Raw genomic sequence first — 22,071 nt, 5'->3', positions numbered from 1 at the left:
GTCATGTCCGCTGGCTAGCGCTTTTTCTTCTTGTCGCGCCGGTCCTGCGATGCGGCCTTGGCGGGGTTACCCGAACGGCCCGCACCCCCGCTTTCGATCCGGGTCTCGGCTCCGCCGTCCTCGCGGGGCGCGGTGTACTGGAGCTGGGCGGGCTTTTCTGGCGCTTCAAGACCGGCGGCCCGGATTTGCGGCTCGTGGTGTTCGGTGTGGCCGCCGGCGGCATCCGCCACCACGACGTCCTCGGCCGGGGTGACTTCCACTTCGAGGTTGAAGAGGAAACCGACGCTCTCCTCACGGATGGCTTCCATCATGGACTGGAACATCGTGAAACCCTCACGCTGGTACTCCACCAGCGGGTCACGCTGGGCCATGGCACGCAGGCCGATGCCTTCCTTCAGGTAGTCCATCTCGTACAGGTGTTCCTGCCACTTCCGCCCGATGACGGAAAGCACAACACGCCGCTCGAGCTCCCGCATGCTCTCGGAGCCGATGGCTTCCTCGCGTGCCTGATACACCAGCTTGGCGTCAGACATGATTTCTTCCTTCAGGAACTCCACGGTGATGCGCGACTTGCCGCCTGCCTCGTCGATGACATCGTGCGGCGTGACGGTGACGGGGTACAGCGTCTTAAGGTTGGTCCAGAGCTGGTCGAAGTCCCAGTCGTCGCCGTTGCCTTCGGCGGTGGCTTCGTCGATGAGTGCGTTGATGGTGTCTTCCAGGAAGAACTGCACCTTTTCGTGGAGGTCGTCGCCTTCCAGGATCCGGCGGCGGTCACCGTAGATGGCCTCGCGCTGGCGGTTGAGAACGTCGTCGTACTTCAGGACGTTCTTGCGCTGCTCGGCGTTGCGGCCTTCGACCTGCCCCTGGGCCGAGGCAATGGCACGCGAAACCAGCTTGGATTCGAGCGCCACGTCGTCGGGCACGGAGCTGTTCATCAGCCGCTCCGCCGCACCCGAGTTGAACAGCCGCATGAGGTCATCGGTCAGCGACAGGTAGAAACGGGACTCGCCGGGGTCGCCCTGACGGCCGGAGCGGCCGCGGAGCTGGTTGTCGATGCGGCGGGACTCGTGGCGTTCAGTTCCCAGCACGTACAGGCCGCCCAGGCCCAGGACTTCCTCGTGTTCGTCCTTGACGGCCTTTTTCGCAGCTTCCAGCGCCCCGGGCCAGGCGGCCTCGTACTCATCCGAGTTTTCCTCCGGGTCAAGTCCGCGCTGCGCCAGTTCGGCAATGGCGGTGAACTCCGCGTTGCCGCCCAGCATGATGTCGGTACCGCGGCCGGCCATGTTGGTGGCGACTGTGACAGCGCCCTTGCGTCCGGCCTGGGCAACAATAGCTGCTTCACGGGCGTGGTTTTTGGCGTTCAGGACCTCGTGCCGGATGCCCTCCTTCGCCAGCAGGCGGGAGAGGTACTCGCTCTTTTCGACGCTCGTGGTGCCCACCAGGACCGGCTGGCCGGCTTCGTGCCGTTCGGCGATGTCCCGGACCACGGCCTCGAACTTCACGACCTCGTTCTTGTACACGAGGTCGGACTGGTCGATCCGCTGCATGTCGCGGTTCGTGGGGATGGCCACCACGCCGAGCTTGTACGTGCTCATGAATTCTGCGGCTTCGGTTTCGGCCGTGCCGGTCATGCCGGAGAGCTTGTCGTACATGCGGAAGTAGTTCTGCAGCGTCACGGTGGCGAGGGTCTGGTTTTCAGCCTTGATCTCGACGCCCTCTTTGGCTTCGATCGCCTGGTGCATGCCTTCGTTGTAGCGGCGGCCGGCCAGGATACGGCCGGTGTGCTCGTCAACGATGAGAACCTCGCCGTCGAGGATGACGTAGTCCTTGTCCCGCTTGAACAGTTCCTTGGCCTTGATGGCGTTGTTGAGGAAGCCGATCAGCGGCGTGTTGGCGGATTCGTAGAGGTTCTGGATGCCGAGGTAGTCCTCAACTTTTTCGATGCCGCCTTCGAGTACGCCGACGGTGCGCTTCTTCTCGTCGACTTCGTAGTCCTTCTCCGGCTGCAGGCGCAGGACCACCTTGGCGAATTCGCTGTACCAGCGGTTGGTGTCACCCTGGGCCGGGCCGGAGATGATCAGCGGTGTGCGGGCCTCGTCGATGAGGATGGAGTCGACTTCATCGACAATTGCAAAGTTGTGGCCTCGCTGCACCAGCTCGGACTTGTCCCAGGCCATGTTGTCCCGGAGGTAGTCGAAGCCGAATTCGTTGTTGGTGCCGTAGGTGATGTCGGCAGCGTATTGCTCGCGGCGCACAGACGGGTCCTGGTTGGCCAGGATGCAGCCGCTGGTGAGCCCCAGGAAGCGGTAGACACGGCCCATAAGCTCGGACTGGTATTCGGCCAGGTAGTCGTTCACGGTGACAACATGGACGCCATTGCCGGTGAGGGCGTTGAGGTAGGCCGGAGCAGTGGCCACCAGAGTCTTGCCTTCACCGGTCTTCATTTCAGCGATGTTGCCCAGGTGCAGGGCAGCGCCACCCATGAGCTGGACGTCGAAGTGCCGCATGCCGAGTGTGCGCGAAGACGCCTCGCGCACGGCGGCGAAGGCCTCCGGCAGCAGGTCATCGAGCTTCTCGCCGTCCTGGTGGCGCGTGCGGAGCCGGTCTGTTTCTTCACGCAGTTCCGCATCCGTGAAGGTTTGGAACGAGTCTTCCAGGGCGTTAATGGAATCAGCATAGTTCCGCAGTTGCCTCAGGAGCTTCTTGTCACCTGTGCGGAGAAGTTTTTCGATTAGTGATGCCACGTGAAGTTGCTCCCAGTCTCATGCTGCCGAATTCTGGCGTGATTTAGTCTACGGGAGAGACGCATGGCACGTTGTCCCTGTTCCCTCACAGCGGATAGCCGTTGCCGGCAGCCGCAACCGCGGGCGCGAGGTCCCCCACCGGCGAGACGGCTACTCCGTCCAGTCCCAGCCAATCTGCCATCAGCTGCAGTTCGGCGGCGAGTTCGACGGCGGTGTCGGCCGGAGCGTCCGGCTCACCGAAGCACGCCTTGGCAAGCAGCAGGCCCGCGGCCCGGTCTGCCTTCAGGTCCACCCTGGCCACGATGCGGTCGCGGAGCAGGAACGGAAGCACATAGTAGCCAAAGCGGCGCTTGGCCACCGGGGTGTAAATCTCGATCCGGTAATGGAATCCGAAGAGCTCTTCAAGCCTGCGCCGTTCAAACACCAGCGAATCGAACGGGCTGAGCAGGGCCCGGCCGGCTGCCTGGCGCGGCAGCCGTGCCTCGGCGTGGCGGTACACGGTCCGGTCCCAGCCTGCCACCGTCACCGGCTCGAGCCGTCCGGCGTCGACCAGCCGCTGCACCGAGGATGCGGCTGCCTTCGCCGGAGTCCTGAAGTAGTCGGCGAAACACCGCACGGTCCCGATCCCGTGGGCTTGGGCGGCTGCATCGATGAGCCGGTCCATGGCATCGGTCGGATCCGGTACAGCGGCGAGGTCATGCCCGGGCAACACCTGGCGGGTGAGGGCGTACTGCCTCTCGAACTGGTCAGTCCTTGACGCCGACGAGACGACCCCCTCTTCGAACAGGTGCTCGAGGACGCGTTTGACGGCGTTCCAGTTCCAGCCCCAGTTGACGTGTTTGCGGTCTTCAACGTGCCCGAGCCTGGCGGTGAGTTCGGCGGCGGTCATGGGCCTGCCGTCGGCGAGCGCATCAAGCACCCTGCCCGTCACACCGGAACGCAGCCCCGGGTCCATTCCCGCTGCCCCAACCCACTTCCGGTTCTGCCACACCACCAGGTCGAGGAAATGTTCCGGGCGGATGTAGCTGGCTTCGTGGGCCCAGTACTCCATCATGCGCCGCGGGTGCCTGGCGGCCATTTGATGGAGGATGGAGCGGTCGTAGGCGCCGAGCCTGGAAAAAAACGGAAGGAAGTGGCTGCGGGCCAGCACGTTGACGGAATCGATCTGTACGAGTTGGATCCGGGCAAAAGTCCGGCCCACCGCCCGTGAGGTCACGGGGCCAGCGGGCCGTCCTTTGTCCAGTCCTTGGGCTGTCATTGCGATCCGCCGTGCCTGCGAGAGGCTCAGCGATGCACCCATGTCAGCCCTTTCGTTGTTTGGGCTCCATCTTATGCAGTTGCGGCTGCATCATCCGAGCGGTACGCAAGGATTTTCTCCTCGTGCGTGTTTTCGCCGGGTTCGCAGTAATGGTCGAGGGTGATAACCCCGTAAGTCCAGCCGCGGCGACGGTACACAACCGATGGTGCGTTCGTGGCCTTGTCCACGAAAAGGTAAAAGTCGTGACCGATAAGTTCCATGTTGTCCACGGCGTCGTCAAGGGTGAGGGACGCGGCCGGGAACACTTTGCGCCGAATCAGTACCGGCGAGTCGCCGGCAGGGATGTCGTTGTCGACGTCGTACGGCGATTTCTCAGCCGGTTCCGGAGCGGCCTGGGTGTTGTTGCTCGCTTCCACGTAGATCGGCTGGTTGGAGCTTGCGGGCTCCAGTGTTGCAGTTGCCTCGCGTACTGCCTTGGGCGTGTGCCGCCCGTGGTGGACCTTCTTGCGGTCCTTGGCCCTGCGCAGCCGCTCAAGCAGTTTGTTGTAGGCGAGGTCGAACGCGGCGAACTTATCTGCGGCGCTTGCTTCGGCACGGATCACGGGGCCGCGGCCCAGGACTGTCACTTCAACCGTGAGCTGGTCACCGGTCTGCCGCGCATTTGTTTCCTTTGAAACCTTCGCGTCGACCCGCTGGACCTTGTCCCCAAGCGATTCGATCTTTGAGATCTTCTCGCCGGCGTATTCGCGGAAGCGGTCCGAGACCGTCAGATTCCGTCCGCTGATCATGAACTCCATGGTGCCCTCCAAATGACTTCGGTGACACGACGGCGGCACTTCCGGGGGACGATCTGATTGACAGTCGAGCCCCTTTCCGAGCCGCTATCGAAAGGTACAACTGATCTTGGTACCCATATCCGACGTTAGTTCATAGCAACCAGTTATTCATCCTTTCGCAGTTTATTTTTTTCTATGTCCCAGCTATCCCCCAGCCGGTCCACAGGATGCCGCGACCGCGCCGGTGCGGCCGCCGCATCCGGGGCGCGGGTGGCGGCAAGGACCACCGCGCCGCGGACAATTCCGCCGGCCTCGTGGATGGCCCGGGCGGCTTCCGCAAGGGTGGCGCCGGTGGTCAGGACGTCGTCAACGAGAAGGCACTGCCTCCCCCGCAGGGAGCGTCCGGGTGCTCCCCGCGCAGTGCGCATGGAACCGCGGACCCGTCGGGACCTGTCTCCCCTGCCGAGCCCCTTTTGCCCTCCGGACAGACCAGCTCGGGACAGGCCAGCTCCGGCTTCGGGCTTGCGAACCTTGCGCAGGGCATCGCTGCATTCCATGCGGCGGTCGCTGCAGCCACGCCGTACGCCGGCCAGCAGCAGGTGGACGGGGCTGAAACCACGTTTCCGGTACGCGCTGCCGCTGGTCGGGACCGGAACGAGGACCATGCCGTCCGTTCCCGCATATGCCGCCGCCAGCGTGTTGGCGAGGACCTTCGACAGCACCCGCCGCAACTGGCCCTGGCCGTGGCGCTTGAAGGCCAGAATGGATTGTGAGAGCTCCTCACGGTAGATGCCCGCCGCAACCACGGGCAGGATCACCGATCCGTCGGTATCCATCAGCGCAGGCGCCCCCGTCTCAGCCCGGAAGGGATGGCGGGTGAGCATCCGGAGCCTGCGCTCACAGCCGGCACACAGCGCCAAGTCCTCCTTGCCGCAGCAGACGCATTCCACCGGCAGCGCGAGCGCCATAACATCCGCGGACGCACCCGCCAGCAGGTCCCAGGCCCTAAGGAGTCGCTGCCGGTGATCCGCGCGGTGGCGGGCATGCCACGGCGGCTGGGGCCCGAGATCGGGATCTGCCGACGCCCTCTGCCCCTCTCCCGTCCGATGGCTCCCCACGGTTAAAGGTTGCCGCGCTGGAGCCTGCCTGCAAAAGAGCGAGTGTCCCTATGTGGAAAACGCGGGCCGGGAAACGCCCTGCGCGGGTATGCCGAACGCGGCCAGGACCGGTAAGGGTCAGCCGGGGAAGGACGGGTCCGTGGGTCCCCTGAGCTGCGCCGACCAGCCATTGCCGAGCCTCTGGAAGATGCCGTCCCTGGACTGCGCGTAGATCTCCTCGGGGCCGTTGCCGGCGCTGAGGGCAACCAGCCCCGGCCACGGCGCAAGTTTCTGCGGCTGGGACGAGGTGAGGGACAGCAGTTCGGGAGTGACGTTCGCCGTGCCGTCACCCTTCATGACCACCGCAGTGGTGTCGTTCACCCACACTCCCTGGTCCGGGTTGCCGCTGGCCTGCAGCGTGATGGGCGCAGTCAGTTCCTTGGGAGTGCCGTCAGCACCGCGGATGATCCCGGCCACTTGCACCCGTGTAGTGCCGTTCTGTTCGGAGATCACCAGTGCCCGGACACCTTCCCGGGACACCCGGAAGTCCTTGACCGAGCGGCCGGCCAGCCAGGACGGCGTCAGCGTTACGGAAGGAACCGCCGCCCCCTGGGCGATTCCCGTGGGACGGAAGGCAGTCAGCTCCGTGACGCCCTGCGCCCCGGGTCCCGCGGTCCACAGCCAGTCGTTCAGGCTGAACGAGGGGTGGGTCAGCGTGCTGCGGGTGGTCAGGGCGCGCGCCGGCTGGCCGGGCACCATCGAATAGAGGGTGCTGCGGCTGCTGTTCAGGAAGGCCACCGTCTGCGAGACGGGCGACTCGGCAGGCGAGCGTGGTTTCAGCGCCGCCACCGGCTGCATGTCGGGCAGCGGCGACACTCTGTTGTTCTCGTACCGCACCAGCTCGTTGTTGCTGACGGCGATCTGTCGCGCGGGCACATTTCTGTTCTGGACCGGCGGCAGCACCGAGCCGTTGTCCTCCACCCGGACGAGGTCCTGGTTCGCCCGCAACTCCACGTTAATAACGTCCGGCTGGCTGCGGAATGTGAGGGCCAGTTGGGTCTGCATCCTGAGCCTGTCCTCGGTGGAGGCGTCAGTCAGCTCCTTGGCCGACAGGTCCACCTGGGCGGCGCCCGACACAACGGGCACCGACTCTCTGGCGAGTTTCATTCCGGACGGGAAGGCACTGACGACGGCGCCCTTCAGGTAGGGGGCGGGTCCGGCGAGCAGGGCACTCGTCATGGCTTTAACTGTCTTCTTCTTAATGAACCAGCGGACGTCCGGGACGGCATATGTGAAGCTGGGGTCGTAGAAGTAGATGGGGTAGGCACCGTAGATGACCTTGAAGGTCTCCTCGGGAATGGCCGTGCCGTCGGGGATCTTCGAGATGCGCCATTCGCCGTCAACCTGCACCAGCGTCACGGGGATGTTTTCCTTGGTTCCCTCAGGCATCTGGGTGGCCACGCCGTCGGAATCCACGGAGTACGCGACGTCCAGTTCGTAGTTGTAGACGCCCTCGACGCCGGTCTTCACCACCCGCTCGGAGCGGAACACCAGCGTCCGCTGGTCAGGCTTCCAGGCGACCGAGGACGCCTGGGTGAGGTACTGCCGCGCCACGGCGTAGTCATCCTCGTACCCGCTGCCTGCCAGGTAGAAGTCCTCGATAACCGCCTCGGGACTGGACCCTGTGCGCGGGGCGACCGGAAAGAACACCGGCGCATTGGGATTTCCGGCGCTTTCGTCCGTGCTCTTTCCAACCGGGCCGGACCGCGGGATCTGGGCGCAGGAGGCCAGGAACAGCAGCACGACGGCCAGCAGCCCCGCGGCCAGTCCGCGTGCAGCCGGGCGCACCGTGCGCACCGGGCGCACCGGGCTCACGAACGCTCCCCCGTGTGCGCTGCCTCCGCGGCAGGCTCTGCCTCTCCGGCCGGAGCGACGCCACCAGCGGAGTCCCCGGCGGCCGCAGAGCCGTGGGACGCGGAGTCACCAGCGGCGGAGTCTTCGGGCACTGTCGTGGCGCCCGGCCCGAGGACAAGAACACTGTGGTCGCCGGGCGTGCCCAGACCCACGTCAGCAGGCTCGAGCGGCAGCGGCGACTTCGTGATGGTGCCGCCCTGCTTGAGCGGAAGCGTGAGCCGGAAGCTGGAGCCGACGCCGGTATTTCCCCAGGCCTGCAGCCAGCCGTTGTGCAGTTTGGTGTCTTCGGTGGCAATGGACAGGCCCAGGCCGCTGCCTCCGGTGGTGCGGGCCCGGGCCGGGTCGGCACGCCAGAAGCGGTCAAAGACCCGTGCCGCCTCGGCCGGACTCATGCCGATTCCGTGGTCCCGCACGGTGACGGCGACGGCGTCCCCGTGCGAGGCCACGGAGATATTGACGGGCCGGCCTTCGCCGTGTTCGAGGGCGTTCAGGATCAGGTTCCGCAGGATCCTGTCGATGCGCCGGGAGTCCATTTCCACCACAACACTGCCCTCCGGCGCATTCAGGATCATCTTCGAACCGTACTCTTCGGCGACAGGTGCCGCGCCCTCCATCACATGCGAGATGAGCTGGACGATGTCCGTTGCTTCGGCGTCGAGCATGGCAACACCGGCGTCGAACCTGGAAATTTCCAGCAGGTCCGCCAGCAGTGACTGGAACCGCTCCACCTGGTTATAGAGCAGTTCGGCCGACCTCTTGTTGATGGGGTCGAAGTCGTCGCGGGCGTCGTAGAGCACCTCGGCAGCCATCCTGACGGTGGTCAGCGGCGTGCGGAGCTCGTGGGAGACGTCGGAAACGAAGCGCTGCTGCATCTGCGACAGCGTGGCCAGCTGCGTGATCTGCTCCTGCAGGCTCGCGGCCATATGGTTGAACGACGCCCCGAGGCGGGCCACCTCGTCCTCCCCCTTGACCACCATGCGTTCCTGCAGCTGGCCTGCCGCCAGCTTCTCGGACACCACGGCAGCATGGCTGACAGGGCTCACCACGTTGCGGGTGACGTACCAGGCGATCGCGCCAATCATGAGAATCAGCGCAGCGCCGCCGGCCCAGAGGACGTTCTGGATTTCATTCAGGGTCTGCTGCGCGGTGTTGAGGTCGTAGATCAGGTACAGCTCGTAGACGGTGCCGTTGAAGGTCACCTTGTTGCCGACGGCGATGCCTGGCCGGTCTTCGGTCCCCACCGGGAATTCCGTGGATGCCCAGAACTGTTCCTTGCCGGAATCCTGAACGGCTTTCCGGAGGTCCGGGGGGATGACGCTGATGGTCAGCTGGTCCGATGCACGCGACTCCACCCACCGGTTGCGGGGCTTGGTCTGCTCGGGCATCGCCTCAAACACGTAACGGCGCTGGATCACCGAGCCCTTGCCCTCCACCGCGTTCAGGGTGTCGTAGACGAGGGTGATCACGCTGGACTGGTCGGTGACCTGGGCGCCGTCAAACGTGTCCTGCACCTGCTTGACGTTGTAGCGGGTCTCGGACTCCGCCTGCGTCAGCCGTTCCTGGAACAGGTTGTTGGCGATCTGGTTCGACAGGTAGGCGCCGACGATCGCGAACGAACTGATGGACAGCAGCAGGGTGGTCAGCACCGTGCGGAACTGCAGCGACCGGCGCCACCGCCGCTGGAGGGAATGCAGCAAGAACCGGATACCGGGAAATATGCGGTCGACGCCGGTGCGCACCAGGCGTGCGACCCGCAGCACCACGATCAGGGCGCGGCGCCGCCAGATACGGGCCTGCGAAGGCAGCCTCGCGAGCCCGGCGCCAAAGGCGTCGGTGTGCTCCGGGACCGGATGGGAGCCGGCCTTGCGCGAACCGTCCCGGGCATGCTCCGCCGCGGGAGCGCTGCCGTGGGTTTCGGGACCGGATCCCACGGGCGCCTCAGGGGGATTCTGGCCCTGGGGTTCAGGACCCTGCTTTGTAGCCGACACCACGAACCGTCAATACAACTTCCGGGGCTTCCGGATCACGTTCAATCTTGGACCGCAGTCGCTGGACATGGACATTGACCAGCCGGGTGTCAGCCGCGTGGCGGTAACCCCAGACCTGCTCCAGGAGCAGTTCACGGGTGAACACTTGCCACGGCTTGCGCGCCAGGGCCACCAGGAGATCGAACTCCAGCGGGGTCAGCGAAATCCGCTCGTCGCCGCGGCTCACGAGGTGGCCGGCAACGTCGATGGTGACGTCCGCGATGCGCAGGGTCTCGGGCGCCTTCTGGTCACCGGGGCGCAGGCGCGCCCTCACCCGGGCAACGAGTTCCGCCGGTTTGAAGGGCTTGGGCACGTAGTCGTCGGCACCGGATTCCAGTCCCCTGACGACGTCGGAGGTGTCCGACTTGGCCGTGAGCATGACGATCGGTACGTCCGATTCGGAGCGGATCTGCCGGCACACCTCGATGCCGTCCGTTCCCGGCAGCATCAGGTCGAGGAGCACGAGATCCGGCTTTGACGAGCGAAACACGTCCAGAGCCTGTCCGCCGTCCGCGCAGAAGACGGGCTCGAAGCCGTCGTTGCGCAGGACGATGCCGATCATTTCTGCGAGCGCCTCGTCATCATCAACCACCAAAATGCGTGCCTTCATGGTTATATATTCCCTTATTGCCCTTGCTTTGTCTTATCGGTGGAGTTTTCGGCGGGGCGCGTGCCGCACCGCCGGACGCGGCCCGGGGTGCGCTCCGGACGCCGACCGGACCGGAAGCTAGGATGCCCGACGGCGGAACTATAGTCTGGAGGTGCCCGGCGGTTGGCCGGTGCGCACCTTGGGGAGGAACGCGTTGTCAGAGCAGGATCCGCAGCACCCGCCGTCCGGACAACGGCCGCCTGAATACCGACCGCCGGAACCCTCCTCCGAAAACACCTCCCAGCCCCACAATCCGTGGGCACCACCGCAGCAGCAATCCTGGGGCGCAGCCCCGCAGTGGGGCAGCCAGCGGCCCGGGCCCTACCCGGCCGGACCGTACCCGCCCGGTGCCCACCAGCCCTACGGGCCTCCGCCCCAATGGGGCGCAGGGCCGAACCCGGCCGTGCCCTATCCGGTGTATGCGGCCCCGCCGAAACCCGGCGTGGTGCCGCTGCGGCCGCTGATGTTCGGCGAAATCATGGACGGGGCCTTCCAGACAATCCGGCGGAATCCCAAAGCGATGCTCGGCGCAGGCCTGCTGGCACAGGCGCTGGGCGCTGTGATCACCGCCGTTGTCCCACTGGCCACCCCGGCCTCCGGTGCTTCCGCGGAGGCCTGGCTGGCGAACCTCAGCACCGCCGAGATCTCCGGCGTCGTCGCGGGTGTGGTCGGCGGGCTCATGCTCTTCAGCCTGGTGTCCGTGTTCATCTCCGTGGTGATGCAGGGGGCCATGGTGGTCCCCGTGGCCAGGGCCATCCTCAACCGGCACACCGGGTTCCGGCAGATGTGGCTGCTGGCACGCGGCCGGGCCTGGACGCTGGTCCGCCTGGCCGGAATCGAGGTGGCGGCTGTACTGCTGGCGGCGGCCCTCATTGCCCTGGCCGCCGTGCTGCTGGCCAATTCGATGGGCACAGGGTCGCTGGTCATCGTGCTTCCGCTGGTCCTGGCCTTTATTGCAGCCTTGATCTGGGTGTCCGTCAAGCTGACGGTCGCGCCGGCAGTCATCATCGTCGAGGACCTGGGAGCGCTGGAGGGCATCCGGCGCTCGTGGGCCGTCACCCGGGGAAACTGGTGGCGCGTCCTCGGCATCGTCCTCGTCGTGTCCCTCCTCGTGGGCATCATCGGCCAAATTGTCCTTATCCCGGTCACCCTTCTCTCCGGGGTGCTCACCACCGTCGCCGGCCCCCAGGACCCTGCCGGCCAGGCGGCCACCCTGCAGGTGGTGGCCGGTGTGGCCACGGCGGTCGTTTCCGCCGCCGTCGGTGCGGTGGCGTTCGCCTTCCAGACGTCGGTCATGGCCCTGCTTTACATGGATTTGCGGATGCGCAATGACGGACTGGATATTGCGCTGCTCCGGCTGATGGAAACCGGAAACGACGACGGCGGCATCCCGGGCCGGGGCGTGCCCGTCTACAGCGGAGGCCGGAACGGTGCGGGCCGAAACAGCGCGGGCCCTATCCAGCCTTGGCCTTACCAACAACCTGGGCCGTACCAGGGGCCGTACCAGCCTGGGCCTCGACAACAGGGGCCTTACGGAAATTCAGCAGGCTGGCCGCCGCCCCCGGGCCCGCCAACGATGCCGGGATGATCGCCGTCGGCCACTTCGCGGTCCTGCAGCACGTCAGGGTGCTGTTGCAGCGAACCCTGGAACCGCCCGTACAGCCTGACCGGGAAGAAGCGCGGCGCTGGGCGGCGGAGGAGCTCTCCAAACGCGAGTACCGGGACGCGGCACCCGGCTGGCTGGAAACCATCTGGCAGCAGTTCCTCGACTGGCTGCAGTCCGTGACCGGTGGCCAGTCCCCGGCCGATGGACCGCCGGTGGCGCCCTTCTTCGGCCTGGGCCTCGCCATTCTGATAGGTGCCGCCATCATCCTGGCGCGGCCCCGGCTGAATGCCCGCCGCCGCTCACCGAAGGAAATCTTCGACGCCGAGACCGCCGCCACGGCAGCCGACTACCGCGGGCGCGCAAAAACCGCTGCCGACAGCGGCGATTGGGCGGCCGCCGTCGTCGAGCAGTTCCGCGCCGTGGTGGGTTCTGCCGAGGACCGGGCCGTCCTGGACCCCCAGCCCGGCCGGACAGCCGACGAGGCTGCCGCACAGCTGACCCGCGCGTTCCCGGCGGCCAGCGACAAACTCGATGCCGCGGCCGGCATGTTCGACGCCGTCCGCTACGGCAGCGGAAGCGCCGTGGCAGCCGACTACGCCGCGATGGTCGAGCTGGACTCGGAGCTGGAGAGGCTCACGCCCTCCTACGCAGAAGCCGCCCCCGGCGGACTGGCGGTGCCCCGGTGACGCCCACGGCTGGCGTCCTGGTCGCGGTCCGGCGCAGGAGAACTGGCTGGATCCGCCGGCACCGGGCGGGAGTGCTCTTCGGCGTTGCCATGGCCCTGGCCCTTGCGGTGATTCTCATACTCCAGTCGACGCAGCGGGCCGACAGCCAGGAACTGTCCATCCGCAACCCGGGTCCGGAGGGCGCCAGGGCAGCAGCCCAGATCCTCGCTGGACAGGGCGTCAGCGTCGAACAGACAGCCTCGTTCGGGGAAACGGTGGCAGCAGCGCGCGCGGCCGCGGGCAGGGGGTCAGGTTCAACAGTCCTGGTCTATGACCAGCGCGGGTTCCTTGCGCCCGAAAGACTTCGCCGGCTGCTCGCGGAGACAGACCGGCTGGTGGTGGTGTCGCCGCGCCTGGCCACGCTGGCCGGCCTTGGCAGCACCGTCCGGCAGGCAGGGGTGGTTCCGGGCTCGGAGCAGACGCTGCAGCCCGGATGCGATGTTGCCGATGCCCGGGCCGCCGGCGATATCAGCGCGGACGGCGGCTTCCTCTACACCGGCGCCACCGTGTGCTACGGCGCCGGGGGCAGCGGGCGGGGCGTTTATGCCGCGGCGGAAAACGGAAAGCTCGTGGTGCTCGGCAGCACGGCCGTGATCAGCAACCGGTTCCTGGCCGCCGACGGCAACGCCGCACTCACCCTGCGGACCCTGGGCAGCCAGGCACACCTCGTCTGGTACTTGCCGGGTCCCGGGGACCTGGGAAGCAGCCCTGCACCGAAGAGCCTAGCCGAACTTGCCCCCGCGTGGTCAGCCTTTGTGGCCCCGTGGCTCATTGTGGTGGCCCTGTTTGCCGTGCTGTGGCGCGGACGCCGCCTGGGTCCGCTGGTCTTCGAACCGCTGCCCGTGGTGGTGAAGTCCGCGGAAACGGCCGAGGGCAGGGCGCGCCTGTATCACGAGGCGCACGACGTTGCCCGGGCGGCGGACAGCCTCCGGGCAGGCACCCTCGTGCGGCTTGCCTCAGCCCTCCGGGTGGGAACAGCAGCCGGGTTCGCCGACCTGTCCGGCTCCGACGTGGCGGCCGCCGCTGCCCGGCATCTGGACCGCAGCGCCGCAGAAATACAGCAGATCCTGCAACACCGTCCCGCAACCGAGGCCCAGCTTGTCCGCTGGGCCCAGGACCTTGTCCGACTCGAGAAAGAGGTGAAGGCCAGATGAGCCAGCAGCCAAACGGCCACCAGCACGGCACCTACGGCGAGGCGCCGGTGGGCACCATGGCCGCTCCGCGCACTCCAGACCATTCCCCTGATCCTGTCAGGCAGGCCCTGCTGGATGTCCGGCATGAGGTGGCCAAGGCAGTTGTGGGCCAGGATTCCACGGTAACCGGTATGCTGATCGCCCTCTTATCGCGCGGACATGTGCTGCTGGAAGGCGTGCCGGGTGTGGCCAAGACGCTGCTGGTCCGCGCCCTGTCCGCTGCCCTGAGCCTGGACACCAAACGCGTACAGTTCACCCCGGACCTCATGCCCGGCGACGTGACGGGGTCCCTGGTGTACGACGCCGCCAACTCGGAGTTCAGCTTCCGCGAAGGCCCCGTCTTCACCAACATGCTGCTGGCGGACGAAATCAACAGGACGCCGCCCAAGACCCAGGCCTCCCTGCTGGAAGCCATGGAGGAACGCCAGGTGTCCGTGGACGGCGTGTCGCGCCGGCTGCCGGTGCCGTTCATCGTGGCGGCCACACAAAACCCCGTGGAGTACGAGGGAACCTATCCGCTCCCCGAGGCCCAGCTGGACCGCTTCCTCCTCAAGCTGACCATGCCGCTGCCGGACCGCAACGCCGAAATCGAGGTGGTCCGCAGGCATGCCGCGGGCTTCGACCCCCGGGACCTCGCCGCGGCAGGCATCCGTCCGGTGGCTGGCGCCGACGAGCTGGAACGGGCACGGCAGGCCGTGGCCGCCGTCGGAGTGTCGCCCGAAGTGCTGGCATACATCGTTGACGTCGTCCGTGCCACGCGTGCGGCGCCGTCCTTCCAGCTTGGCGTTTCACCGCGCGGTGCCACCGCGCTGCTGAACACCTCACGGGCCTGGGCGTGGCTGTCCGGACGGAATTTCGTCACTCCGGATGACGTCAAGGCGCTGGCCCAGCCGTGCCTGCGGCACCGTGTGGCGCTCCGGCCCGAAGCCCTGATGGACGGTGTACAGGTGGACGACGTGCTGGGCAGCATCCTGGCCTCCGTACCGGTCCCCCGCTGATCCGGTGGCGATCTCCGGACGGCTGGTACTCCTGGCGGCGGCCGGGCTGGCACCGGTGCTGTTGTTTCCCGGCTGGCTGACAGTGCTTGCCGTGCTCGCGGTCCTCGGTGGCCTGGTCGTGGTGGATGTGTTGCTGGCTGCGGGGCTGCAGCAGGTCTCGGTGGAAAGGTCGGCGCCCGCCAACGTCACACTAGGGGGCACGGCAGACTCTGTGCTGACGCTGCAGAACCGCGGCAGGCGCCGGCTCAGGGCCGCGGTGCGTGACGCCTGGCAGCCATCCGCCGGGGCCGAAAACCCGGTCCAGGCCGCAGAGGTTCCGGCGGGTGAACGGCGCCGCGTCAGCGTCACGCTCAGGCCCGTCCGCCGCGGTGACCTCCGGGCGCCCCACATCACCGTCCGCTCCTTCGGGCCGCTCCGGCTGGCCGCCCGCCAGAAAACGGTGCAGGCACCGGGATCGCTGCGGGTGCTGCCGCCTTTCAATTCCAGGCGGCACCTGCCGTCAAAACTGCGCCGGCTGCGGGAGCTCGACGGCAAGGCCGCAGTGCAGATCCGCGGCGCCGGAACTGAGTTCGACTCCCTGCGCGACTACGTCCGCGGCGATGACGTCCGCTCCATCGACTGGCGGGCAACGGCGAGGCGGTCCGCCGTCGTCGTCCGCACCTGGCGGCCGGAGCGAGACCGCCGTGTAGTGATCATGCTGGACACATCCCGGACCGCCGCCGCGCGGGTGAACGACGAGCCCCGGCTGGACACCGGCATCGAGGCTGCACTGCTGCTGGGGGTCCTGGCCGAACGCGGCGGTGACCGAGTGGATTTCTTCGCCTTCGACCGCAGGATGCGCGCGCGGGCCGGCACGACGGCGGGAGGCAACCTGCTGGGCCAGCTGGTGCAGGCCATGGCGCCGCTGCAGGCCGAACTCATCGAGCTGGACTGGGCACGGGTGCCTGCCCAGATCCGTGCTGTTTCGGCGCACCGTTCCCTCGTGGTCCTGCTGACCTCACTGGACAGCGGCGCGCCCGAGGAAGGGCTAATTCCCATGGCGGCGCGCCTCGCGCGGCAGCACGTCGTGGTGGTGGCCTCGGTCCGCGACCCGCTGTTTGGCGAGATGCTCCGGGAGCGGACGACAGCGACCCAGGTGTTCCGTGCCGCAGCCGCAGAACGCGCCCTGCTCGAGCGGGAATCGGTGAGTGTGCAGCTGCGCCAGCTCGGCGTGGAAGTGGTGGACGCGGAGCCGCACCAGCTGCCGCCGGCGCTGGCCGACGCCTACATCCGGCTCAAGGCGGCGGGACGGCTGTGATGACCGACCCGATCTACCGCCAGGCCCTGGGTAGGGACTTCTCCAGTCTGCAGGCGGAACTGCAGGAGTACTTTTCGCTTGCCCCTGGCTCCGGCAGCTATGGCGTGGGCGAGGGCGTTTTCGAGGTGGTGGGCTGCAGGCAACGGTGGCTCCGGCCGCTGCTGCGGCTGACCGCCGGCGAGCAGGCCTTCTTTCCGGAGTACGGCGAGGGTGTGTCGTTCCGGATCGAAAACCATGCGCATCTGGACCCCTTCGGCCGCTCCAGCCTGACGGCCCGGCGGGAGATCTTCTTCCCCGGCAGGACCAGGATTTTCCAGGACACCACGAGTGTGGAGGCGGACGGCGCCCGTTCCCACGCCCCTGGCAACGGGGCCAGTCTTGTGGACTATGTGGGCCGGTACCGCCGGCTGGTCACCGACCTGAACCTCAGCGTGACGGCCGGGGGCCGGCTGCGGGGAGTTTCCGAAGCATCCCGCCTGTTCCTTGGCCCGCTGCGGTTGCCGCTGCCGGCGGCCCTCGACGCGAAAGCGTACGCGGAGCAGTGGTGGGACCCGGCCGCGGGGGAAACCGGGCGCCACAGGATACAGGTGAAGGTGATCCAGCCGCAGCTTGGCCTCGTCCTGGTTTATGCGGGCCATTTTGACTACCGGCTGAAGCCCTATCCGGCCGGCTGTTCTACGGAGGGCTTCCTTCCGGCGTATGCCAGGCCCGACCGCTGGGAGCGACGAAGCTAAGTACGCAGGCTTAGCCGAGCGCGAGCTGGTTCAGGCCGTCCGCAACCTGGGTCAGCCGGGTGAGGGCCTCCGTTGCGGCAGCAGGTGACAGGCTTTCAAGGCCGCCCGACGGCGTGACCCGCACAGTGCCGAGCGCCGCCAGCGGCAGTCCGAGCTGCTGCCACGGACGCCGGACGGATTCCACAATCCCGGATGCCTTCGGCAGGCCGCCCGGCCCGTCGGCTTGCAGTGCCCCGGCCCAAAGCCGCTTGCCGGCCTCGAGCGCCTCCGCGAGCTGTTCCCACTGCCGGGTGGTCAGGGCCCGCAGCGGGACGGCGATGGCGTCAGCGCCCGCGGCAAGGATCCTTTCGAACGGGGCCTCGATCTCCGGCACTGCGATCGCGATTTCGGCAGCACCGGCCTCGCGGAGGGCGTCGATCACCACGCGCCAGAGCTCGGTGACTTCCTGCCCGGCAACAGAGCGCAGGGTCCGGTAGCCGCTGGAGGTGGGAATGGTACCGGCGAGGACCGAGGCGATGTCCGGTTCGTCGAGCTGGACCACGAGCCTGACCCCGGGCACCGCGGCAGCCACCTTGGCAAGATGCGCACCTACGCCGGCGGCGAGGGAAGCAGCGATGTCGCGCCGGGCACCATAGTCGATCAGGGCGCGTTCACCGTTGTGAAGGTGCAGTCCGGCGGCAAGGCTGAGGGGGCCCCGCAGCTGGAGCTTGAACTCCTCGGCCGCACTGTCCTCTTCGCCGGCGATATCGGCCAGTACGTTGATGTCCGTGGACAGGGCAGACTTAGCGCGGACCATGTCCCGCCCGGGCCGGTCAACAATGCGCCAGCCGTGCGGCTGGACGTCCACCGCCAGGTCCACCAGGAGTGACGAGGTGCGGCCAATGGCGTCGGCACCGACGCCGCGGTCGGGCAGCTCAGCGAGGAAGGGCAGGTGCGGGCTGCCGAGCTCCCCGCGGATGATGCGGGTGGCCTCCACGGGGTCTTGGCCGGGCCAGGGTCCCAGGGCGGTTGCCGTTGCCTGCGCCGGCGGCTGGGGGTTTGCGTCCGGCACGGCTTATGCGGTGACCGGCGCGGAGGCGCTGGCCGTCCCGTTGGCCGTTCCGCCGGCGGAGTTGTGGTCCTCGGCGATCGCCTCATGGTGCCTGATCACTTCGCCGATGATGAAGTTCAGGAATTTTTCCGCGAACGCCGGGTCAAGCTGCGCGTCCTCGGCGAGCCGGCGCAGGCGCGCAATCTGGGCCGTTTCGCGTCCGGGGTCCCCCGCCGGAAGTCGGTGGGCAGCCTTGAGGAAGCCGACTTTCTGCGTCGCCTTGAACCGCTCCGCCAGGAGGTAGACGAGGGTTGCGTCGATGTTGTCGATGCTCGACCGGATTGACAACAGCTCCGCCATTACCGCAGGATCCACATGCCCGGCCAGTGAGCTGGCGGCGGGATTGTAGGAGTCGGTGTCAGGCAGATCATGGTTTAGCTCGGTCATGGTTCCAGTCTATGGGCAGCGCCGGACTCTCTGCCCGTGTTAAGGATGGTGGCAGAGAATGTAGGTGTTCGCACATACCGATGAGGGAGGATGCACATGAGGATCGCAGTTCTTGGTACCGGCGTGGTGGGCAGGACTTTGGCGGGCAAACTCGTGGAGTCCGGGCACGACGTCGTTCTCGGGTCACGGACCGCCGCCAACGAGGCCGCCGTGGGCTGGGCAGCGGAGGCGGGGCCGCGGGCCAAGGCCGCGACCTTCTTCGACGCCGCGGCGGAGGCCGAGGTGGTCATCAACGCGACGCCCGGCGCGGTATCACTTGATGTGCTGGCCGCGGCCAGCACGGGGAACCTCGCCGGCAAGGTGCTGATCGACGTTGCCAATCCGCTGGACCATTCGGCGGGATTTCCGCCGTCGCTCTCCATCTCGAACACCGACAGCCTGGCGGAGACCATCCAGCGCGCGTTTCCCACTGTCCGCGTGGTGAAGGCACTGAACACCATGCGCGCCGATGTCATGGTGGCGCCGGACCGGCTGGCGGGCGGGGACCACGACGTGTTCATGGCCGGGGATGACGCGGAGGCCAAGGACGTGGTGGCCGGACTCCTGCGGGAATTCGGCTGGCGGCCCGAGCACATCAGGGATCTGGGCGCGCTCGAGGCGGCACGGGGCCTGGAGATGTGGCTGCCGCTGTGGCTGCGGATCTTCCTGAAGCAGGGAAACACCGTGTTCAACATCAAGGTGGTCTCCGAGTAGCCATCAAAGCCACGCGTCCCCGTCCTCGGGAGAGGACGGGGACGCGTGGCTGCCTTGCGGCGTCCGGCGTGCGCTGGATAACCAGCGGCTAGATACCCAGCAGGGCGCGGTGGTCCTCCCGGCGCTTGGCCTGCTCGGCGGGATCCGGGACGGGCAGCGACGCGATGAGCCGCCTCGTATAGTCATGCTGCGGGGCACCCATGACCTGGTGGCCGATCCCCTGCTCGACGAGCTTGCCCTTGTACAGCACCCCGACCCAGTGCGACAGCATGTCCACAACGGCAAGGTCGTGGCTGATGAACAGCGCTGCGAATCCGAACTCCTGCTGGATTTCCTTGAAGAGTTCCAGGACTTTCGCCTGCACCGAAACGTCCAGTGCCGACGTCGGCTCATCCGCGATGAGCAGTTTCGGGTTCAGGATGAGCGCCCGCGCCAGTGAAGCGCGCTGGCGCTGCCCGCCGCTCAGCTCATGCGGGAAACGGTCGGCGTACGACGCCGGCAGCTGGACTGACTCCAGCAGCTCACCGACGCGCTTGCGCGCCTGTGCCGGTGACGGGTTGGTGTGGATGACCAGGGGTTCGGCGACGCAGTCGCCGATGGTCAGCTGCGGGTTGAAGGACGCCGCCGGGTCCTGGAAGACGAACCCGATCTCCTTCCGGAGCGGCTTGAAGCTCCGTTCCTTGAAGTTCAGCATCTCGTAACCGAGCACGTTCAGGCTTCCGCCGGTGGTCCGGTTGAGGCCGGCGATGGCCCGGCCGATGGTCGTCTTGCCCGACCCCGATTCGCCGACGAGCCCGAATACCTCGCCCTCGGACACGGTGAAGCTGACGCCGTCCACGGCCTTGAAGGCGGGGCTGCCCAGCCGCCCGGGATATTCGATGGTGAGGCCCTTCGCCTCCACCAGGACCTTGCCGTCCTGGTGCGCCCGTTCCGTCATGCCCTCCGACGCCGAATGCCGGCCCAGGTGCGGCACGGCGGCCAGCAGCTTGCGGGTGTACTCCTGCCGCGGCTCGGCGAAGAGGGTCTTCGCCGGAGCCTCCTCGACGACGTCGCCCCGGTACATCACCACGACGCGGTCGGCGAGGTCCGCCACCACTCCCATGTTGTGCGTGATCAGCACGATGGATGTCCCGTACTTGTCCCGCAGATCACGCAGGAGCTCCAGGATCTCCGCCTGCACGGTGACGTCCAGGGCGGTGGTGGGCTCGTCCGCCACGATCAGCCCCGGGTTCAGTGCGAGCGCGGCGGCGATGACCACGCGCTGCTTCTGGCCGCCGGAGAACTGGTGGGGGTAGTAGTTGACGCGCGTTTCCGGGTCCGGGATGCCCACTTTGCGCAGGGCCTCGACGGCCCTGGCCTTCGCCTCCTTCGCCGTGACCCGCTTACCGCTGTCCCGGCCGGTGTGGGCGAGGATCCCTTCGGCGATCTGCCAGCCGACGGTGAAGACGGGGTTCAGTGCCGTGGACGGCTCCTGGAAGACCATGGCCACGTCCCGCCCCCGGATCTGGCGGAGCTTCGCGGGGCTGACGCTGATGACGTTGTTGCCGTTGATCAGCACCGCGCCGGAGCTGATGGCAGTTTCCGGCAGCAGACCCAGGATGGTCTTGGCCGTCACGGTCTTGCCGGAGCCCGATTCACCGACGATGGCGAGCACTTCACCGGCCTTCACCTCAAGGCTCACGTCCTTGACGGCGTGGACGTCCCCGGCGTCGGTGGCGAACGTGACCTTGAGATGGTCGATGTCCAGCACTTGTCCGGCGCCGGCCGCGTGCCGGTCGGAAACAGATCCGATATTGATGGTCATGAGCTTCTCACATCTGCTGAAATGGCTGCCTGGGCCGCTAGGGTCGAGTCCGGTCCGCCCTTGTTACCGGCGCGCTTGCGGCCACGGAGGCGTGGATCGTTGAGGTCGTTGATGCTCTCGCCCACGAGGGTGAGGCCAAGCACCGTCCAGACAATGGCCAGACCCGGGAATACACCGGTCCACCAGATGCCGGACGTGGTGTCCGCCAGGGCCTTGTTCAGGTCGAAACCCCATTCGGCGGCGGATGACGGCTCGATGCCGAAACCCAGGAAGCCCAGGCCCGCGAGGGTCAGGATCGCCTCGGAGGCATTCAGGGTGAAGATCAGCGGCAGGGTGCGGGTGGCGTTCCGGTAGATATGCCTGCCCATGATGCGGATGCTGGACGCGCCCACCACCTTCGCCGATTCGACGAAGGGTTCAGCCTTGAGCCTGATGGTCTCGGCCCTGATGACCCGGAAGTACTGCGGAATGAACACCACGGTGATGGAGATCGCCGCGGCGAGCACGCCGCCGAAGAGGCTGGACTCCCCGCCGCTGATGACGATGGCCATGACGATGGCCACCAGCAGCGACGGGAACGCGTAGATGGCGTCTGCCACCACCACGAGGACCCGGTCGAGCCAGCCGCCGAGGTACCCGCTCACCAGGCCGAGGATGACGCCGGCGAAGATGGACAGCACGACTGCCACCACGATGACGAGGATGGCGGTCTGGGAGCCCCAGATGACCCGGGACAGGACGTCGTAACCGCCCACGGTGGTGCCCAGGAGATGCTTTCCGCCGGGCGGCTGCTGCGTGGGGAAGCTGCCGTCGGCGTCGGACAGCTGGGCATATCCGTAGGGGGCCAGCAGCGGCGCGAAGATGGCGGTCAGGAGGAACACGCCGGTCAGGACGAGGCCGACGACGAGCATGCCGCGCTGGAGTCCTACGCTCTTGTTGAAATGGGAGATCACGGGAAGCCGCTTGAACAGCGGGGCCCTGCGGTCCACGGTGGTTTCCACCGGAGTGGCAGTGCTCAT

18 protein-coding genes are annotated in these 22,071 nt (G+C 67.2%); 7 read left to right on the top strand and 11 right to left on the bottom strand.

Annotated elements, in window-relative coordinates:
* Positions 1–14: 14 nt before the first annotated feature.
* From secA to mtrA, 7 genes are all read right to left on the bottom strand, one after another.
* Positions 15–2,744 carry a preprotein translocase subunit SecA gene (gene secA, locus ACFTSA_RS03980; protein WP_377949776.1) on the bottom strand — a complete coding sequence of 910 codons (2,730 nt, stop codon included), beginning with the start codon at positions 2,742–2,744 and terminating at the stop codon, positions 15–17.
* 85 nt (positions 2,745–2,829) lie between these two features.
* Positions 2,830–4,044, bottom strand: coding sequence for a winged helix-turn-helix domain-containing protein (locus ACFTSA_RS03975; RefSeq protein ID WP_377949775.1), 1,215 nt, complete (start codon positions 4,042–4,044; stop codon positions 2,830–2,832).
* A 29-nt stretch (positions 4,045–4,073) separates the two neighbouring features.
* Positions 4,074–4,799 (bottom strand): ribosome hibernation-promoting factor, HPF/YfiA family, encoded by a 726-nt coding sequence (hpf, locus tag ACFTSA_RS03970; RefSeq protein ID WP_102971985.1) that lies wholly within the window; start codon positions 4,797–4,799, stop codon positions 4,074–4,076.
* Between the two features lie 143 nt (positions 4,800–4,942).
* Complete coding sequence (locus tag ACFTSA_RS03965) at positions 4,943–5,746, bottom strand: ComF family protein (RefSeq protein WP_377949774.1); 804 nt, start codon at positions 5,744–5,746, stop codon at positions 4,943–4,945.
* A gap of 267 nt (positions 5,747–6,013) precedes the next feature.
* Positions 6,014–7,723, bottom strand: a complete 1,710-nt coding sequence (locus ACFTSA_RS03960; protein ID WP_377949826.1) for an LpqB family beta-propeller domain-containing protein — start codon at positions 7,721–7,723, stop codon at positions 6,014–6,016.
* A gap of 23 nt (positions 7,724–7,746) precedes the next feature.
* A complete protein-coding gene (mtrB, locus tag ACFTSA_RS03955) occupies positions 7,747–9,552 on the bottom strand; it encodes an MtrAB system histidine kinase MtrB (protein ID WP_377949824.1) in 1,806 nt (601 codons plus the stop codon).
* A 199-nt stretch (positions 9,553–9,751) separates the two neighbouring features.
* A complete protein-coding gene (mtrA, locus tag ACFTSA_RS03950; protein WP_076801713.1) occupies positions 9,752–10,426 on the bottom strand; it encodes an MtrAB system response regulator MtrA in 675 nt (224 codons plus the stop codon).
* 193 nt (positions 10,427–10,619) lie between these two features.
* Between mtrA and ACFTSA_RS03945 the strand changes: the two genes are divergently transcribed.
* Genes ACFTSA_RS03945 through ACFTSA_RS03920 form a run of 6 tightly spaced genes read left to right on the top strand, consistent with a single transcriptional unit; the run spans position 10,620 to position 17,018 of the window.
* Positions 10,620–12,053 carry a hypothetical protein gene (locus ACFTSA_RS03945; RefSeq protein ID WP_377949772.1) on the top strand — a complete coding sequence of 478 codons (1,434 nt, stop codon included), beginning with the start codon at positions 10,620–10,622 and terminating at the stop codon, positions 12,051–12,053.
* A complete protein-coding gene (locus ACFTSA_RS03940) occupies positions 12,050–12,757 on the top strand; it encodes a DUF4129 domain-containing protein (protein ID WP_377949770.1) in 708 nt (235 codons plus the stop codon). The genes ACFTSA_RS03945 and ACFTSA_RS03940 overlap by 4 nt, the downstream gene beginning before the upstream one ends.
* Positions 12,754–13,950: a DUF4350 domain-containing protein gene (locus ACFTSA_RS03935; protein WP_377949768.1), complete on the top strand. Its 1,197-nt coding sequence runs from the start codon at positions 12,754–12,756 to the stop codon at positions 13,948–13,950. Before ACFTSA_RS03940 ends, ACFTSA_RS03935 begins: the two co-directional genes overlap by 4 nt.
* Before the next feature lie 56 nt (positions 13,951–14,006).
* Positions 14,007–14,987, top strand: a complete 981-nt coding sequence (locus ACFTSA_RS03930) for an AAA family ATPase (protein WP_377949822.1) — start codon at positions 14,007–14,009, stop codon at positions 14,985–14,987.
* Positions 14,988–14,991: 4 nt separating this feature from the next.
* On the top strand, positions 14,992–16,284 hold the full coding sequence (locus ACFTSA_RS03925; RefSeq protein WP_377949767.1) for a DUF58 domain-containing protein: 1,293 nt from the start codon (positions 14,992–14,994) through the stop codon (positions 16,282–16,284).
* Positions 16,284–17,018, top strand: a complete 735-nt coding sequence (locus ACFTSA_RS03920) for a DUF4166 domain-containing protein (protein WP_377949765.1) — start codon at positions 16,284–16,286, stop codon at positions 17,016–17,018. The genes ACFTSA_RS03925 and ACFTSA_RS03920 overlap by 1 nt, the downstream gene beginning before the upstream one ends.
* 10 nt (positions 17,019–17,028) lie before the next feature.
* On the opposite strand, the gene ACFTSA_RS03915 is transcribed toward ACFTSA_RS03920, so the two are convergent.
* A complete protein-coding gene (locus ACFTSA_RS03915) occupies positions 17,029–18,069 on the bottom strand; it encodes a hypothetical protein (protein WP_377949764.1) in 1,041 nt (346 codons plus the stop codon).
* A 3-nt stretch (positions 18,070–18,072) separates the two neighbouring features.
* Entirely contained in the window at positions 18,073–18,495 is a 423-nt protein-coding gene (locus ACFTSA_RS03910; RefSeq protein WP_377949762.1) for a chorismate mutase, read from the bottom strand.
* Positions 18,496–18,591: 96 nt separating this feature from the next.
* Here ACFTSA_RS03910 and ACFTSA_RS03905 point away from each other — a divergent pair, with 96 nt between their 5' ends.
* The gene (locus tag ACFTSA_RS03905) at positions 18,592–19,248 is read left to right on the top strand and encodes an NADPH-dependent F420 reductase (RefSeq protein WP_377949760.1); all 657 of its coding nucleotides are present in this window, start codon (positions 18,592–18,594) and stop codon (positions 19,246–19,248) included.
* 88 nt (positions 19,249–19,336) lie between these two features.
* Here ACFTSA_RS03905 and ACFTSA_RS03900 read toward each other — a convergent pair whose 3' ends face one another.
* Both ACFTSA_RS03900 and ACFTSA_RS03895 read right to left on the bottom strand, forming a co-directional pair.
* Positions 19,337–21,052, bottom strand: a complete 1,716-nt coding sequence (locus tag ACFTSA_RS03900; protein ID WP_377949758.1) for an ABC transporter ATP-binding protein — start codon at positions 21,050–21,052, stop codon at positions 19,337–19,339.
* On the bottom strand, positions 21,049–22,071 hold the full coding sequence (locus ACFTSA_RS03895; RefSeq protein ID WP_377949757.1) for an ABC transporter permease: 1,023 nt from the start codon (positions 22,069–22,071) through the stop codon (positions 21,049–21,051). The genes ACFTSA_RS03900 and ACFTSA_RS03895 overlap by 4 nt, the downstream gene beginning before the upstream one ends.

The organism is Arthrobacter sp. NPDC057013 (assembly GCF_042674585.1).
Taxonomy (GTDB): Bacteria; Actinomycetota; Actinomycetes; order Actinomycetales; family Micrococcaceae; genus Arthrobacter.
Note: the sequence above shows the minus strand (reverse complement) of the source record. Positions and strands in the feature narration are given on the sequence as shown.